The sequence below is a fragment of the Peribacillus sp. NJ4 genome, from assembly GCF_030348345.1.
Taxonomy (GTDB): Bacteria; Bacillota; Bacilli; order Bacillales; family DSM-1321; genus Peribacillus.
The window spans coordinates 3719002-3735133 of record NZ_JAUCFQ010000001.1 but is presented as its reverse complement, the minus strand read 5'-3'; the positions used below and the strand labels follow the sequence as shown (position 1 = coordinate 3735133).

Below are 16132 nucleotides of genomic sequence, written 5' to 3'. Positions count from 1 at the left end.
ATAATGAAACAACGAATTATTACGGCGGTCGTAGTTGCCGCTATCTTCATTCCACTAGTCATTTTAGGGGGCATTCCCTTTTTACTGACGGTTTATCTGTTGGGGTCCATTGGTTTGTATGAACTGATGAAAATGAAAAATTTACGTGTACTATCTTTTGAAGCATTTCTTTCTCACATATTATTGTGGGTACTTTTATTGCCTAATGAACATACCGCTTTTTTAGCGGAAATAAATTACGATAAAGTGCAAGTCTTCTTAATCGGGGTTTTGCTGCTATTACTTTATACAGTCGTTTCAAAAAACCGTTTTACTTTTGATGATGCAGGATTTTTAGTGATTTCGGTCCTATACCTGGGAATGGGTTTCTACTACCTATTCGAAACACGTGACTCTTTAGGGTTGGGTCTGATCTATATCTTGCTTACATTATTTACAATCTGGGCAACCGATTCCGGAGCATACTTCATAGGTAAATCACTTGGTAAAAGAAAGCTATGGCCAGAAATAAGTCCAAACAAGACGGTTGAAGGATTTATCGGCGGATTATGTTCCGCGATGGTAGTGGGTGTGCTATTTTACGCCTTCTCCAGTCTTGACTACACATTATTACAATTATTATTGATTTCATTGATCATTGGGGTATTCGGCCAATTGGGCGACCTCGTCCAATCGGCGTATAAACGTCATTATGGGGTTAAGGATTCCGGGAAGCTTCTCCCGGGACACGGTGGAATTTTGGACAGGCTTGATAGCGTGATATTCATTTTACCGATTTTGCATTTATTGCATGTTTTATAATATAAATATAGGCAACTGTTTAATGAATTAGGAGATGAGCAATTTGAAAAGTATCAGCCTTTTGGGCGCGACAGGTTCGATTGGTCAACAAACAGCGGATGTGGTAAGGTCCCATCCCGATCAATTCAAGATAGTGGCGCTTTCTGCTGGAAAGAATATAGAATTGGTCAGGGCCTATATACAAGAGTTTGAACCGAAACTAGTTTCAGTCCAGACGGAAGAAGATTATCATGTTTTGAAAAGTGAATTCTTCAGCCGCAAGGATATCGAGTTCATGTATGGCGATGAGGGATTGACTGCTGTTGCTGTGTATGATCAAGCGACGATATTGGTCAATGCCGTCATCGGAAGCGTAGGCCTTTATCCGACACTTCAAGCAATAAAGGCTAAAAAGGATATTGCTATCGCCAACAAGGAAACTTTGGTAACGGCAGGTCATTTGGTTATAAGTGAAGCTAAAAAGGCGGGGGTTAGATTGCTGCCGGTTGACAGTGAGCATTCCGCTATTTTTCAGGCATTACAGGGTGAAAGGGAAAAAAATATAGAACGTCTTGTCATCACTGCTTCAGGAGGCAGTTTTCGCGATCGGACCAGGGAAGAATTGAAGGGTGTAACGGTGGAAGAGGCGCTGAACCATCCGAACTGGTCAATGGGAGCGAAAATCACGATCGATTCTGCTTCAATGATGAATAAGGGTTTGGAAGTGATTGAGGCCCACTGGCTATTCGATCTTCCATACGATAAAATTGATGTATTGCTACATAAGGAGAGCGTCATCCATTCCATGGTTGAGTTTCATGATTCCAGCGTGATAGCGCAACTGGGTTCACCGGATATGCGAGTGCCGATACAATATGCACTTACTTATCCAGACCGTATGCCGCTAGAAGGGCGTAAACGCCTGAACCTTGCTGAAGTGGGCAAACTGCATTTTAGCGATATGGATTTCACCAGATATCCTTGTTTGCAATTCGCCTATAAAGCGGGTAAAATGGGCGGAACGATGACTACCGTATTGAATGCCGCCAATGAAGCGGCAGTCTCTGCGTTCTTATCTGGAAGGGTATCCTTCCTTGAAATTGAAACGTTAATTGAAAAAGCGCTGAATCAGCATTCCGTCATAGCCCTTCCTGATTTAGAAACGATTCAGGAAGTGGATAATATGACTAGGCAGTTTATAGAATCTTTAGTGAAAGATAGGTGACCGGAACATGCAGACTTTAGAAACGATTATAGCGTTCATCATCATTTTTGGCGCTCTTGTATTTTTCCATGAGCTTGGACACTTAGTGTTTGCAAAGCGTGCCGGAATTTTATGCCGTGAGTTCGCAATAGGTTTCGGGCCAAAAGTATTCACATATAAAAAGAATGAAACCGTTTATACCATTCGATTGCTTCCATTGGGCGGATATGTGCGTATGGCTGGTGAAGACACAGAAAATATCGAATTGAAGCCCGGCTATCGAGTAGGATTAATGTTTGATAATGAAGAGAATGTTACAAAAATCATTTTGAACAACAAAGATAAATATCCTGATATTCGTATTGTGGAAGTTGAAGTGATCGACCTTGATCATAAACTTATCCTTACTGGTTATGAAGAGGGCGAGGAAGATACATTAAAAACGTTTACCATCCATAAAGAAGCGGTAATCGTTGAAAATGGTGTGGAGAACCAGATTGCTCCATTTGACCGGCAATTTGCCTCAAAGTCGCTTGGGCATCGTTTTCTTACGATTGTAGCTGGTCCGGCAATGAACTTCGTTTTGGCTTTTGTCATTTTTGTGTTGATCGGCTTGTTTCAAGGAGTCGTGGTGGATGAAGCGAAACTTGGTGAGTTGACTCCAGATGGTTCGGCTGTAAATGCCGGTTTAAAATCTGGGGATGTCATTCAATCCATAGAAGGGACGGAAGTGTCTTCTTGGGGGGATGTTCAGGAAAGCATTCAAAAGAACCCCGGACAAGAGATCGAGTTTGTCGTTGACAGGGACGGGAAAACATTAGAAGTGCCGGTTGTTCCACAAGAAGTGGAGAGGGAAGGTAAGAAAATCGGGATTATCGGTGTTTACCCTCCAGTTGAAAAAGCACCGATTAAAGCCATACAATATGGTTTTACAGAAACGTATTTCTGGACAAAACAAATCTTCATCATCCTTGGTGACCTCGTAACGGGTGGATTTACGATTGACAGTCTATCCGGTCCTGTAGGAATATATAAATCAACTGAAGAAGTAGCGAAACAAGGTTTATTCACTTTAATGAAATGGGCAGGGCTGCTCAGCATTAACCTGGGAATCATGAACCTGCTGCCGCTACCGGCATTGGATGGAGGAAGATTGTTATTCTTTGTGGTCGAATTCTTAAGAGGGAAACCGATCGATCGCCAAAAAGAAGGAATGGTTCACTTCATCGGCTTTGCATTGCTAATGTTATTGATGATTGTCGTTACATGGAATGACATTCAGCGATTCTTCTTATAAGACATGTTTGGGTAAGGTAAACAGGCCAGCAGATTTTTCTGTTGGCTGTTTCTTTTCTGAAGAAAGAAAAGTCATTTCCTAGTTTTTTAACGGTTTTGGGGAAATAGTTTGTTTTCTAGGGAAATCGTAAGTATAATCGAGAATGAGTATATTAAATTAGCTTTTCTGAATAACGCAGAAAGTCTTTTTTGTATGATATGACCGTAATCATGCTGCGGTATGAATTTTACCGTTGAAGAGTTTAATTAAAAGGAAATATTGAAGAGGTGCAGATATGAAACAGAGTATGACGTTAATCCCTACATTGAGAGAAGTGCCTGCGGATGCTGAAATCAAAAGTCATCAGCTTCTATTACGTGCAGGATTTATGAGACAAAACTCCAGCGGGGTTTATAGTTTTATGCCGCTTGGAAAAAGGGTGCTTCAAAAGGTTGAAGCGATCGTTCGGGAAGAGATGGAGAATGCTGGCGCAGTAGAACTATTGATGCCGGCTCTACAACAAGCCGAATTCTGGCAGGAATCTGGACGCTGGTATACCTATGGTCCAGAGTTGATGCGCCTTAGGGACCGCAACAACCGTGAATTTGCGCTTGGTGCCACACATGAAGAAGTGATTACCAGCTTAGTTCGTGATGAAGTGAAATCCTACAAGCGTCTTCCTTTAACGGTTTACCAAATCCAAACCAAATTCCGTGATGAAAAAAGACCACGTTTCGGATTGTTGCGTGGACGTGAGTTCATCATGAAGGATGCTTATTCCTTCCATGCCAATCAAGAAAGCTTGGATGCTGTTTATAAAAATTTATATGCGGCATATTCAAATATATTTAGCCGTTGTGGGTTGGACTTCCGTGCCGTCATTGCCGATTCGGGGGCGATGGGTGGAAAGGATACACATGAATTCATGGTCCTATCTGAAATAGGGGAAGATACCATTGCCTATTCTGATACTTCAGATTATGCAGCAAATATTGAAATGGCACCGGTGAGTGTAATATATGAAAAAAGCTCCGAAGCACAAATCGCACTTGAAAAAATTCATACACCTGGTCAAAAATCGATTGAAGAAGTGGCTTCATTCTTAAATACCGAAGCAGAGAAACTGATCAAATCGTTATTGTTCAAAGTGGATGAAAAGTATGTGCTTGTATTGGTACGAGGAGATCATGAAGTCAATGATATCAAGCTGAAGAATTTCTATAACGCTTCAATCGTTGAATTGGTCGATCCAAATGAGACGAAAGAAGTCCTAGGATGTACAATTGGATCTCTTGGACCAATCAATGTCACTTCTGAAGTGGAAGTGATTGCCGATGTTGCGGTCGAAGCAATGGTTAATGGTATCTGTGGTGCAAATGATGAAGACCATCATTATGTGAACGTAAATCCTGATCGTGATTTTAACGTGACTAATTATATAGATCTTCGTTTCATTCAAGAGGGTGACCCATCACCGGACGGAAACGGAAAAATTAAATTTGCCAAAGGGATTGAGGTTGGCCATGTATTCAAACTGGGAACTAAATATTCCGAAGCTATGAATGCGACATTCCTGGATGAGAATGGACGGTCGCAGCCTATGATCATGGGCTGTTATGGTATTGGTGTTTCCCGTACACTTGCAGCTGTGGCTGAACAATTCAACGATGAAAAAGGTTTGGTCTGGCCATCGAATTTAGCGCCATACCAAGTTCATTTGATTCCAATCAATATGAAGGATGAGGCTCAGGCTGCGCTGGCAGAAGATTTATATAATGACCTAAAGGCACAAGGCATGGATGTTCTTATGGATGATCGTCAAGAACGTGCTGGCGTAAAATTTGCTGACTCTGACCTGATCGGTCTTCCTGTAAGGGTGACGGTCGGTAAAAAGGCATCCGAGGGTATCGTCGAAGTGAAAATCCGTAAAACGGGTGAGGTTCTTGAAATTGAAAGATCTGAACTAACTCTAAAACTTCACGAAATACTAGGATAAATTATAAATTTAAAAATAGGTAGGCATCATTCAATTGGATGATGCCTTTCCTTTTCATGGATTTAGATACTAGTGAAACATTCGTGATATGTTATAATAGCCTCTGATATCGTAGTGAAAATGAAAGTGAATAATATCTTGAGAGATAGTAGATAGGGGAGAGAGGAAATGGATCAAAATCCAAATAGCGGTAGAGAGAGATTTCAACTCTTGCTCCAGCAAATGGACTTGACTGAGGATGCCTTTGTGAATTATTTCATAGGTGCCGAAATTGATAAACTCTCAATCGAGAGGGAATCCAAAACATGGCATTTTGCCTTTAATATACCTGCATTAATTCCTTGCAGTGTTCATACAAGACTTGCTACTCATTTAGCAAGTACGTTTTCCCATATTGCGAAGGTCACTTTCAACTTGAATGTGGCCAACCCGCAAGTGACGGAACAATTGGTAAAAGAGTATTGGAAAAACTGCATTGGCGAGCTTGAGGGCATGTCTCCAGCACTGTTATCACTTCTGAATGAACAAGAGCCCACAGTGAATGGATATAAACTTATTGTAATTGCCCGGAATGATACGGAGGCTGGCCAGTTAAAACGAAAATACTCCGGCATCATTTCTAATATCTACCAAACATTCGGTTTCCCCCCGCTGACTCTGGAAGCGGAAGTGAAAGAGACGGTTTCGAATCCTGATTACCAGAAGTTTCTAGAAGAGAAACAAAAGGAAGACGCTGAAAAGGGACTTGCTGCCTTAGTGGAAATGCAGAAGAAAGAATCGGAAAAAGGCGGGGACGACGGCGTCTACGAAGGACCTGTTAAAATTGGTTATACGATTAAAGAAGATGCGGATTTCCGCAGAATCGAACAGATTATAGATGAAGAGCGCAGGATTGCTATCGAAGGCTTCGTGTTTGATGCAGAAGTACGTGAGTTACGAAGCGGCCGGAGCCTGTTGACTTTTAAAGTCACCGATTATACGAGCTCGATATTGGTCAAAATGTTTTCGCGTGATAAAGAGGATGCTGCCATACTTGCCAGAGTGAAAAAAGGGATGTGGGTACGTGCCCAAGGCAGTATCCAAAATGATACTTTCGTACGTGACCTGGTAATGATTGCAAATGATATTAATGAAATATCTAAACAAGGACGGCAGGATAAGGCACCTGAAGGTGAAAAGCGTGTAGAACTGCATATGCATACCCCAATGAGTCAGATGGATGCAGTGACACCTACTTCTGCGCTTGTAGCCCAGGCTGCCAAGTGGGGGCATAAGGCAGTGGCGATTACGGATCATGCAGGTGCACAATCATTCCCTGAAGCTTATAGTGCCGGGAAAAAGAATGGTATCAAAATCCTTTATGGAGTCGAAGTGAACCTTGTGAATGATGGGGTGCCCATTGTTTATAATGAGGCACATATTCCTTTGGCAGATGCCACCTACGTTGTGTTTGATGTTGAGACGACAGGTCTGTCTGCCGTTTATGATACGATCATTGAATTTGCTGCAGTGAAAATTCGTGACGGTGACATCATTGATCGATTCGAGTCATTTGCAAATCCGCATCACCCATTATCGAATACGACGATAGACTTGACTGGAATCACTGATGATCTTGTAAAAAATGCTCCAGAAGTCTCGGAAGTACTAGAAAAGTTCAAGAACTGGGCAGGCGATGCGATCTTGGTTGCACACAACGCAGCCTTCGATATGGGCTTTTTGAATATAGGTTATAAAAACATGGGTTATCCTAAAGCTTCCAATCCTGTTCTTGATACATTGGAACTTGCCCGGTTCTTATATCCGGAGTTTAAAAATCACCGGTTAAATACATTATGTAAAAAGTTCGATATTGATTTGACTCAACATCATAGGGCCATTTATGATGCCGAAGCTACAGGTTACCTTATGCTGAAAATGCTGAAGGATGCAATGGAAAAAGAGATTACCCATCATGATCAGCTTAATGACAATATGGGTAAAGGAAATGCTTATCAGCGTTCCCGGCCGTCCCATTGTACGTTGATCGCGCAAACGCAGGCAGGCTTAAAAAACCTTTTCAAATTAATTTCAATAGCGCATATCGATTATTTTTATCGTGTGCCCCGGATACCACGCTCACAACTTAAAAAGTATCGTGAAGGAATTTTGGTCGGGTCGGGATGCGATAAAGGGGAAGTTTTTGAAGGGATGATGCAGAAGGGTTTTGAGGAAGTCGTCGATATCGCCGAATTCTACGATTATCTTGAAATCCATCCGAAGGAAGTGTATCAGCATTTGATTGAGCTTGAATATGTCCGGGATGATAAATCGTTAGAAACGATAATATCCAATATCGTCAAGCTTGGTGAAAAATTGGATAAACCTGTCGTAGCAACGGGAAATGTGCATTATTTGGATCCGAATGATAAAATTTACCGGAAAATCCTTGTAAATTCACAAGGTGGAGCAAACCCGCTGAATCGTCATAAGCTGCCTGACGTACATTTTCGGACTACGGATGAAATGCTACGGGAATTTTCCTTCCTTGGTTCTGAGAAAGCCAAAGAGGTCGTGGTATCCAACACGAATAAAATCGCTGATATGATTGAAGAAATCAAGCCAATCAAGGACGAGCTATATACACCTAAAATCGAAGGTGCCGAAGAAGAGATGCGTGAGATGAGCTATGGCATGGCAAGGAAGATTTATGGAGAGAACCTGCCGGAAATCGTGGAAGCCCGTCTTGAGAAAGAATTGAAAAGCATCATTGGCCATGGATTTGCCGTTATTTATTTAATTTCTCACAAACTAGTAAAAAAATCATTGAATGATGGCTATCTAGTTGGCTCAAGGGGATCGGTTGGGTCATCTTTCGTTGCAACGATGACTGAAATAACGGAGGTAAATCCGCTTCCACCGCATTATGTATGTCCGGAGTGCAAGAAATCCGAATTCTTCAATGACGGTTCAGTAGGTTCGGGATTCGACCTGCCAGATAAAGATTGTCCCGATTGTGGCATTGCTTATACAAAAGACGGGCATGATATCCCGTTCGAAACCTTCCTTGGATTTAAAGGGGATAAGGTTCCCGATATCGACTTGAACTTTTCCGGTGAATATCAGCCAAAGGCCCATAACTATACTAAAGTCTTATTCGGTGAAGAATATGTATATCGTGCGGGAACGATTGGTACGGTCGCTGAAAAAACGGCTTATGGATATGTAAAGGGATATTCCGCTGATAATAACATCCATATGCGCGGAGCTGAGACTGATCGCCTTGTTGCCGGTTGTACTGGGGTGAAACGGACGACAGGACAGCATCCAGGCGGAATCATCGTTGTTCCGGATTATATGGATATTTATGATTTCACACCTATTCAGTTCCCGGCGGATGACAGGAACTCCGAGTGGAAAACAACTCACTTTGATTTCCATTCCATTCACGATAATATTTTGAAACTCGATATACTTGGACATGATGATCCGACTGTAATCCGGATGCTTCAAGATTTAAGCGGCATCGATCCAAAGACCGTTCCTACCGATGATCCTGAAGTAATGAAAATATTCAGCAGTACCGAATCTTTAGGAGTTACCGAAGAACAGATCATGTGTAAAACGGGTACGCTCGGCATTCCCGAATTTGGAACCCGTTTCGTCCGGCAGATGCTTGAAGATACGAAACCTACAACATTTTCCGAGCTTGTTCAGATCTCAGGGCTTTCTCACGGTACGGATGTATGGCTGAGCAATGCACAGGAGCTGATCCACAACCGGATATGTACACTAAGTGAGGTTATCGGTTGCCGGGATGATATTATGGTCTATCTGATTTATCAAGGTCTAGATCCTTCCCTAGCGTTTAAAATAATGGAATCTGTACGTAAAGGGAAAGGGCTCTCGGAGGAATTCGAAGAGGAAATGAGGAAAAATGAGGTGCCGGAATGGTATATCGATTCATGTAAGAAGATTAAATACATGTTCCCGAAAGCCCATGCTGCAGCTTACGTCTTAATGGCTGTCCGGATTGCCTATTTTAAAGTGCATCTGCCTTTATTGTATTATGCAGCCTATTTCACGGTACGTGCCGATGATTTTGAAATCGACGCCATGACACGGGGATCGCAAGCGATCAAATTGAAAATGGAAGAAATTACCGTAAAGGGATTGGATGCATCTACAAAGGAAAAGAATACATTGACGGTTCTTGAACTAGCTTTGGAAATGTGTGAACGCGGCTATGCATTCGCTAAAGTGGATTTATACAAATCCAGTGCTGATCAATTCATAATTGAAGGAACTAATTTGATTCCGCCTTTCAATTCAATACCTGGTCTTGGAACGAACGCCGCCATCAATATCGTCAACGCACGCAAGAATGGTGAATTCCTTTCGAAAGAAGACCTACAGCAACGGGGGAAGGTTTCGAAGACCATCCTTGAATACCTTGATAAACAAGGATGTCTGGAATCATTGCCTGAACAAAATCAGTTATCTTTATTTTAAGAGGAAACTGATGGAAAAAAGGAAGAAACAGACATGATATTTGCATAAATATCTTGATTATGGTATATTTTTATTGGAAATACTAAGAGGAACCAATGGCAAGAGTGGGGAAACCCACTCTTTCGTGTTGTATTGACCATTTAATTTTGAATCCGAAACCAAGCGCATACAACGCACGTATGGAGGAAACAAATGAGTAAAAAGGTAACGGAAGTTGTAGAAGAATTAGCATTACCAATTCTTGATGAATTGCAGCTTGAATTAGTCGAAGTGGAGTATGTGAAGGAAGGTAAAAGCTGGTTCCTTCGAGTGTACATTGATAAAGAAACAGGCGTAGATATTGAAGATTGCGGAAATGTGAGTGAAAAACTCAGTGAAAAGCTTGATGAGGTTGATCCGATTCCACAAAATTATTTTCTCGAAGTTTCATCACCCGGAGCTGAAAGGCCTCTGAAAAAAGAGAAGGATTTCCTTAAAGCTATCGGTAAAAATGTTTACATAAAAACATACGAGCCCATTTTAGATGAAAAAGAATTCGAAGGAATCTTAACCAGTTTCGATGGTAAAGAAGTGACACTCGAAGTCAGAATCAAGACAAGAAAGAAAACGATTGTCATACCATTCGAAAAGGTGGCCAAAGCAAGATTGGCGATTACCTTCTCTTAAGTCAAGCAAATCATTAAATATTTAAATATCCGTAAGGGGGATCACCATGGGCAATGAGTTATTGGATGCTCTCTATATTTTAGAAAACGAAAAAGGAATTTCCAGGGAAGTTTTGATCGACGCGATTGAAGCTGCTCTTATATCGGCATATCGCCGTAACTTTAACCAAGCACAAAATGTACGTATCGACTTGAATCTTGGTAAAGGAACTATGCGTGTATTTGCCAGAAAAGACGTTGTTGACGAAGTATTCGATTCACGTTTGGAAATTTCTGTCGAAGAAGCAAGAGCAATTGATCCCAACTATCAGTTAGAGGATATTGTCGAAATGGAAGTAACACCAAAGGATTTCGGTCGTATTGCTGCACAAACTGCCAAACAAGTCGTTACTCAAAGGGTGCGTGAAGCAGAAAGAGGCATCATTTACGCCGAGTTCATTGATCGTGAAGAGGATATCATGACTGGCATCGTTCAACGCCAGGATTCCCGATTCATTTATGTGAGCCTAGGTAAAATCGAAGCTTTGCTCCCGGTTAATGAGCAAATGCCGAATGAACAGTACAAACCTCATGATCGCATTAAAGTTTTCATCACTAAAGTTGAAAAGACTTCCAAGGGCCCGCAAATTTTTGTATCCCGTTCACATCCTGGTCTTTTAAAACGTTTATTCGAAATCGAAGTGCCTGAAATTTTCGATGGAACAGTGGAAATTAAGTCAGTTGCCCGCGAAGCAGGCGACCGTTCAAAAATCTCCGTGCACTCCGATAACGAAGAAGTCGATCCTGTCGGTTCCTGTGTAGGCCAAAAAGGACAACGTGTTCAGGCCATCGTCAATGAATTGAAAGGTGAAAAGATCGATATCGTTAAATGGTCGGAGAATCCGGTCATTTTCGTTGCGAATGCTTTAAGCCCTTCAAAAGTACTTGAAGTCATCGTAAAAGAAGAGGAAAAGGCGACTACCGTAATCGTTCCGGATTATCAACTTTCCCTGGCAATTGGTAAGCGTGGACAAAATGCCCGTTTAGCTGCCAAACTTACAGGCTGGAAAATTGATATCAAGAGTGAAACGGAAGCCCGCGAAGCTGGTATTTATCCAGTGGAAGAACAGGAATTCCTTTTGAGCAGAGATAGTGTTAATGAAGAGGAAACAAATTTCGAAGAGGATAATGAGTAATTCAGAGGTGAAAAAAGATGAATAGCCGAAAAAAAATCCCGATGCGTAAATGTGTGGCTACAGGCGAAATGAAGCCGAAAAAAGAACTCATTCGCATCGTTCGATCTAAAGAAGGGGAAGTCAGCCTTGATCCGACCGGAAAGAAATCGGGAAGGGGAGCTTATTTGACTCTTGATCGGGATGTTATCGAGCTGGCCAAAAAGAAAAATGTGCTGGCTAATCACCTTAGTACCCAAATCGATTCTTCCCTTTATGAACAATTGCTTGAATTAGTGAATAAGGAGAAAAACTAACACCATGACCCAACAACAACAATGGATGTCTCTATTAGGTTTGGCCAATCGAGCACGCAAGCTAATTTCGGGTGAAGAATTAGTGGTTAAAGAGATTAGAAGCGGTAATGCCAAAGTTGTTATTTTATCCGCGGACGCTTCAAAAAACACTGAAAAAAAAATATCTGATAAGTGCGCATTTTATCAGGTTCCTTTAAAAAGAGTCGAAAGCAGGTCTATGCTCGGCCATGCGATAGGTAAGGATGCTAGAGTTGCCGTCGCAGTTCTGGATGAAGGTTTTGCACAAAAACTCCGAACGCTGCTCGATTAAATTTTACGGGGGTGAACGTATGACAAAATTGCGTGTATATGAATATGCAAAACAAAAGAACGTTTCAAGCAAGGATGTAATAAATAAACTTAAAGAAATGAATATAGAGGTAACAAACCATATGACAGCATTAGACGATTCAACTGTAAATAAATTAAACGATTCAATTAAACCTAAAAACGAAGATAAAAGCCAAGCTGCTGAACCAAAAGCTAACGCTACGGTTGCGAAGTACGAAGCTGAAGCGGATGAAAAGAGCACAGTCAATAAAGAAAAACTGAAGAAGAAACCACCAGTTAAGCCAGTAGGTACGAAAAAACCAACTGGGCAGTTTAACAGGGGTCGCAATAATAAGAATAAGAATAATAAACAAAGACAACAAGCACCTCAGGCTCCCGTTACAAAACGTAAAGAAAGAGAGCTTCCAGAGAAAATTACGTTTTATGAGTCATTGACGGTTATGGAACTTGGTAAAAAACTTCACCGTGAACCTTCTGAAATCATTAAAAAGCTCTTTATGCTTGGTGTCATGGCTACAATCAACCAAACTTTGGATAAAGATGCAATTGAATTGATTTGTGCGGAATACGGAGTAGTGGCCGAAGAAGAAATTCGTGTTGACCTGACTGACCTTGAGTCACTAGTCACTGAAGACGCTTCTGAAGATTTGATTGAACGTCCGGCTGTCGTGACGATCATGGGGCACGTAGACCATGGTAAAACGACATTGCTTGATTCTATACGCCATACAAAAGTAACAGAAGGCGAAGCAGGCGGGATCACTCAGCATATCGGTGCTTATCAAGTTAAAGTAAACGATAAAAAAATAACATTCCTAGATACACCAGGACATGCTGCGTTTACAACGATGCGTGCCCGCGGTGCACAAGTTACTGATATCACCATCCTGGTCGTAGCGGCGGATGATGGTGTTATGCCTCAAACGATTGAAGCGATTAACCATGCTAAAGCGGCAGAAGTTCCAATTATCGTTGCTGTTAATAAAATGGATAAAGAAGCTGCTAATCCGGACCGTGTCATGCAAGAATTGACAGAACATGGCTTAGTTTCTGAAGCATGGGGCGGAGACACAATTTTCGTACCTATTTCAGCTAAAAACGGTGAAGGTATCGATAGCTTGCTTGAAATGATTCTTCTTGTCAGTGAAGTGGAAGAGTATAAAGCGAATCCAACTCGTAAAGCGAATGGTACGGTTATCGAAGCGCGTTTGGATAAAGGTCGCGGATCGGTTGCTACTTTGTTAGTTCAAAACGGAACGTTAAAGGTCGGAGATCCGATTGTTATCGGTAATACATTCGGACGTGTACGTGCTATGCTTAACGATCTTGGACGCCGTGTTAAGGATGCAGGTCCTTCAACACCGGTTGAAATCACTGGATTGAATGAAGTGCCGCAGGCCGGTGATCGTTTCATCGTCTTTGAAGATGAGAAAACGGCCCGTCAAGTTGGGGAAGTGCGTGCGCAGAGACAACTTGCTTCACAACGTAATGAAAAATCCCGTGTAACGCTTGATACATTGTTCGAGCAAATGAAAGAAGGGGAAATTAAAGAATTGAACATCATTCTAAAAGCAGATGTTCAAGGTTCTGCGGAAGCAGTAGCCGCTTCCCTGAATAAAATAGAAGTGGAAGGCGCTAAAGTGAAAATCATACACACTGGCGTCGGTGCAATAACAGAGTCTGACATCATCCTTGCTACAGCTTCCAATGCAATCGTCATCGGATTTAACGTTCGTCCTGACGTGAATGCTAAGCGTGCAGCTGAATCGGAAAATGTTGATGTTCGCCTTCACCGCATCATCTATAAAGCGATCGAAGAGATCGAATCGGCTATGAAAGGGATGCTTGACCCTGAATTCGAAGAAAAAATTATTGGTCAGGCCGAAGTTCGTACGACATTCAAAGTATCAAAAGTTGGTACGATCGCCGGTTCATATGTTACAGAAGGAAAAATTACACGTGATAGCGGAATTCGCTTAATTCGTGAAGGTGTCGTCATTTACGAAGGTGAAATTGATGCATTGAAACGCTTTAAAGATGATGTAAAAGAAGTGGCAACAAACTATGAGTGCGGTATTACCATTAAAAATTACAACGACCTTAAAGAAGGCGATGTAATCGAAGCGTATGTAATGGAAGAGATCGAACGTAAATGATCGTTGGCTCCGTCCAATGTGAATGCATCATCCATGACACCCATTCTTTGAAAGAAAAACGGGCCGTGCTTCAGCGTGTCATGACACGGCTTAAACAGAAGTTCAATATTTCTGTAGCCGAGACCGATTTTCAGGATTTATGGCAACGGACAAAGATTACTATCGTAACCGTAACGTCCTCAAGGAAGGCTACAGAGCGGGAACTTCAAAATGCCCTTAAATTTCTAGATTCTTTTCCGGAACTAGAGCGAACAATAACAGATATAGACTGGCTTTAGGCTATCGAGGTGATATTATGAGCCTTCGTTCAAATCGTGTTGGCGAACAAATGAAAAAAGAGCTGAGTGAAATTATCGGCCGAAAGATTAAAGATCCAAGAATCGGATTTGTTACCGTGACGGATGTCGCGGTCACAGGCGATTTACAACAGGCAACAGTTTATATTTCCGTTTTGGGTGACCAGGAACAACGGGAGAAAACCCTTCAAGGCCTAGCAAAGGCCAAAGGATTCATGCGTTCAGAAATTGGGCAAAGAATCCGCCTGCGCAAAACCCCTGAGCTGTTTTTTGAATTTGATGAATCGGTCGATTATGGTAATCGTATCGAGTCGTTGATTTCCCAAATCAATTCAGAGGAAAAACCGGCTGAAAAAGACGAAGAATAAGCAAGCAGTAAAAGGAGGCCGACTCAATAAGTGCTTTGCACTTCTTGAAGTCGGTCTCTTTTTTTTGAAAACGAAATATGTAAAAAAGTAAAAAACACCTTTCGGAATGGACTCCATTTTGCTACATGATAACGTTTAGGGTGTTTTATAAATGATGAGGTGAAAGCGTGAACGGTATTCTTCCATTATGGAAACCCAAGGGATTGACATCCCATGATTGTGTTTTTAAATTAAGAAAAATTTTAAAGACAAAAAAGGTTGGGCATACAGGTACTTTAGATCCGGATGTAACAGGGGTTTTACCTATTTGTATTGGCAGGGCAACTAAAATCGCTGAATATTTGACAGAAGCCGGTAAAGCGTATGAAGGGGAAGTGACCCTTGGTTTTTCAACGACAACTGAAGACGCAAGCGGTGAAAAAGTGGAAGAGAAAAAGATTGATCAAGTGATTCAGCGTGAACGGATCCTAGAAGTGTTGGAATCATTGACTGGGAAAATTAAACAGACGCCGCCGATGTTTTCAGCCGTAAAGGTAAACGGGAAGAAGTTATATGAATATGCTCGTGCAGGGGTGGAAGTGGAAAGGCCGACAAGGGAGGTATCCATCTACGATATTACTCTACTCGATGATCGTTCTGAATTCAAAGGGGAAACCATTTCTTTTCGTTTTCGCGTCAAGTGCAGCAAAGGAACGTATATTCGGACGCTAGCAGTCATGATGGGTGAAGCACTTGGCTTTCCTGCACATATGTCAGATTTGACCCGTATTGAATCAGCAGGTTTTAAGCAAGAGGACTGTTTTACATTTGCTGAGGTGGAATCATTCATGGAAACCGGAAGAACGGATGATTTTCTATTGCCTTTGGAGCGGGGATTATTTCATTTGCCCAAATTTCAGATTAGTGATAAAGTAGCAAAGAAAGTACTTAACGGTGCGGTATTGGAACAAACAGAGGATGTCGTTGTTGAAAAAGGGAAGCCTTTTGTGATGGTTGACACATCCGATAAGGCCATTGCCATTTATCAAATACATCCGACAAAAGTGGGATTAATTAAACCTGTAAAAGTATTGGCACAAGAATTATAGACCGTTTTACCGTC

At 41.7% G+C, this 16132-nt stretch carries 13 protein-coding genes; all 13 read left to right on the top strand.

The genetic code is table 11. The annotated features are described in order from the left end of the window. The first annotated feature begins 3 nt into the window (after positions 1 to 3). The 13 genes from QUF94_RS18520 to truB all read left to right on the top strand — a co-directional run bounded on the left by QUF94_RS18520 (position 4) and on the right by truB (position 16118). The gene (locus QUF94_RS18520; protein ID WP_289317133.1) at positions 4 to 801 is read left to right on the top strand and encodes a phosphatidate cytidylyltransferase; all 798 of its coding nucleotides are present in this window, start codon (positions 4 to 6) and stop codon (positions 799 to 801) included. Positions 802 to 844: 43 nt separating this feature from the next. After that, entirely contained in the window at positions 845 to 2005 is a 1161-nt protein-coding gene (dxr, locus tag QUF94_RS18515; RefSeq protein ID WP_289317132.1) for a 1-deoxy-D-xylulose-5-phosphate reductoisomerase, read from the top strand. 7 nt (positions 2006 to 2012) lie between these two features. Continuing rightward, positions 2013 to 3281: an RIP metalloprotease RseP gene (gene rseP, locus QUF94_RS18510; RefSeq protein WP_289317131.1), complete on the top strand. Its 1269-nt coding sequence runs from the start codon at positions 2013 to 2015 to the stop codon at positions 3279 to 3281. 274 nt (positions 3282 to 3555) lie between these two features. Next, positions 3556 to 5256, top strand: coding sequence for a proline--tRNA ligase (locus QUF94_RS18505; RefSeq protein ID WP_289317130.1), 1701 nt, complete (start codon positions 3556 to 3558; stop codon positions 5254 to 5256). 168 nt (positions 5257 to 5424) lie between these two features. Next, entirely contained in the window at positions 5425 to 9747 is a 4323-nt protein-coding gene (locus QUF94_RS18500; protein WP_289317129.1) for a PolC-type DNA polymerase III, read from the top strand. Between the two features lie 192 nt (positions 9748 to 9939). Next, the gene (gene rimP, locus QUF94_RS18495; protein ID WP_289317128.1) at positions 9940 to 10413 is read left to right on the top strand and encodes a ribosome maturation factor RimP; all 474 of its coding nucleotides are present in this window, start codon (positions 9940 to 9942) and stop codon (positions 10411 to 10413) included. A 46-nt stretch (positions 10414 to 10459) separates the two neighbouring features. Further along, positions 10460 to 11587 (top strand): transcription termination factor NusA, encoded by a 1128-nt coding sequence (nusA, locus tag QUF94_RS18490; RefSeq protein WP_289317127.1) that lies wholly within the window; start codon positions 10460 to 10462, stop codon positions 11585 to 11587. A 17-nt stretch (positions 11588 to 11604) separates the two neighbouring features. After that, positions 11605 to 11880, top strand: a complete 276-nt coding sequence (gene rnpM, locus QUF94_RS18485; RefSeq protein ID WP_061462443.1) for an RNase P modulator RnpM — start codon at positions 11605 to 11607, stop codon at positions 11878 to 11880. A gap of 4 nt (positions 11881 to 11884) precedes the next feature. Next, positions 11885 to 12190, top strand: coding sequence for a YlxQ family RNA-binding protein (locus QUF94_RS18480; RefSeq protein WP_061144653.1), 306 nt, complete (start codon positions 11885 to 11887; stop codon positions 12188 to 12190). 19 nt (positions 12191 to 12209) lie between these two features. Continuing rightward, a complete protein-coding gene (gene infB, locus QUF94_RS18475; RefSeq protein WP_289317126.1) occupies positions 12210 to 14366 on the top strand; it encodes a translation initiation factor IF-2 in 2157 nt (718 codons plus the stop codon). Continuing rightward, positions 14363 to 14644, top strand: a complete 282-nt coding sequence (locus QUF94_RS18470) for a DUF503 domain-containing protein (protein ID WP_057913375.1) — start codon at positions 14363 to 14365, stop codon at positions 14642 to 14644. Before infB ends, QUF94_RS18470 begins: the two co-directional genes overlap by 4 nt. 17 nt (positions 14645 to 14661) lie before the next feature. Next, a complete protein-coding gene (gene rbfA / locus QUF94_RS18465) occupies positions 14662 to 15030 on the top strand; it encodes a 30S ribosome-binding factor RbfA (RefSeq protein ID WP_289317125.1) in 369 nt (122 codons plus the stop codon). A 167-nt stretch (positions 15031 to 15197) separates the two neighbouring features. Next, positions 15198 to 16118: a tRNA pseudouridine(55) synthase TruB gene (gene truB / locus QUF94_RS18460; RefSeq protein WP_289317124.1), complete on the top strand. Its 921-nt coding sequence runs from the start codon at positions 15198 to 15200 to the stop codon at positions 16116 to 16118. The last annotated feature ends 14 nt before the right edge of the window (positions 16119 to 16132 follow it).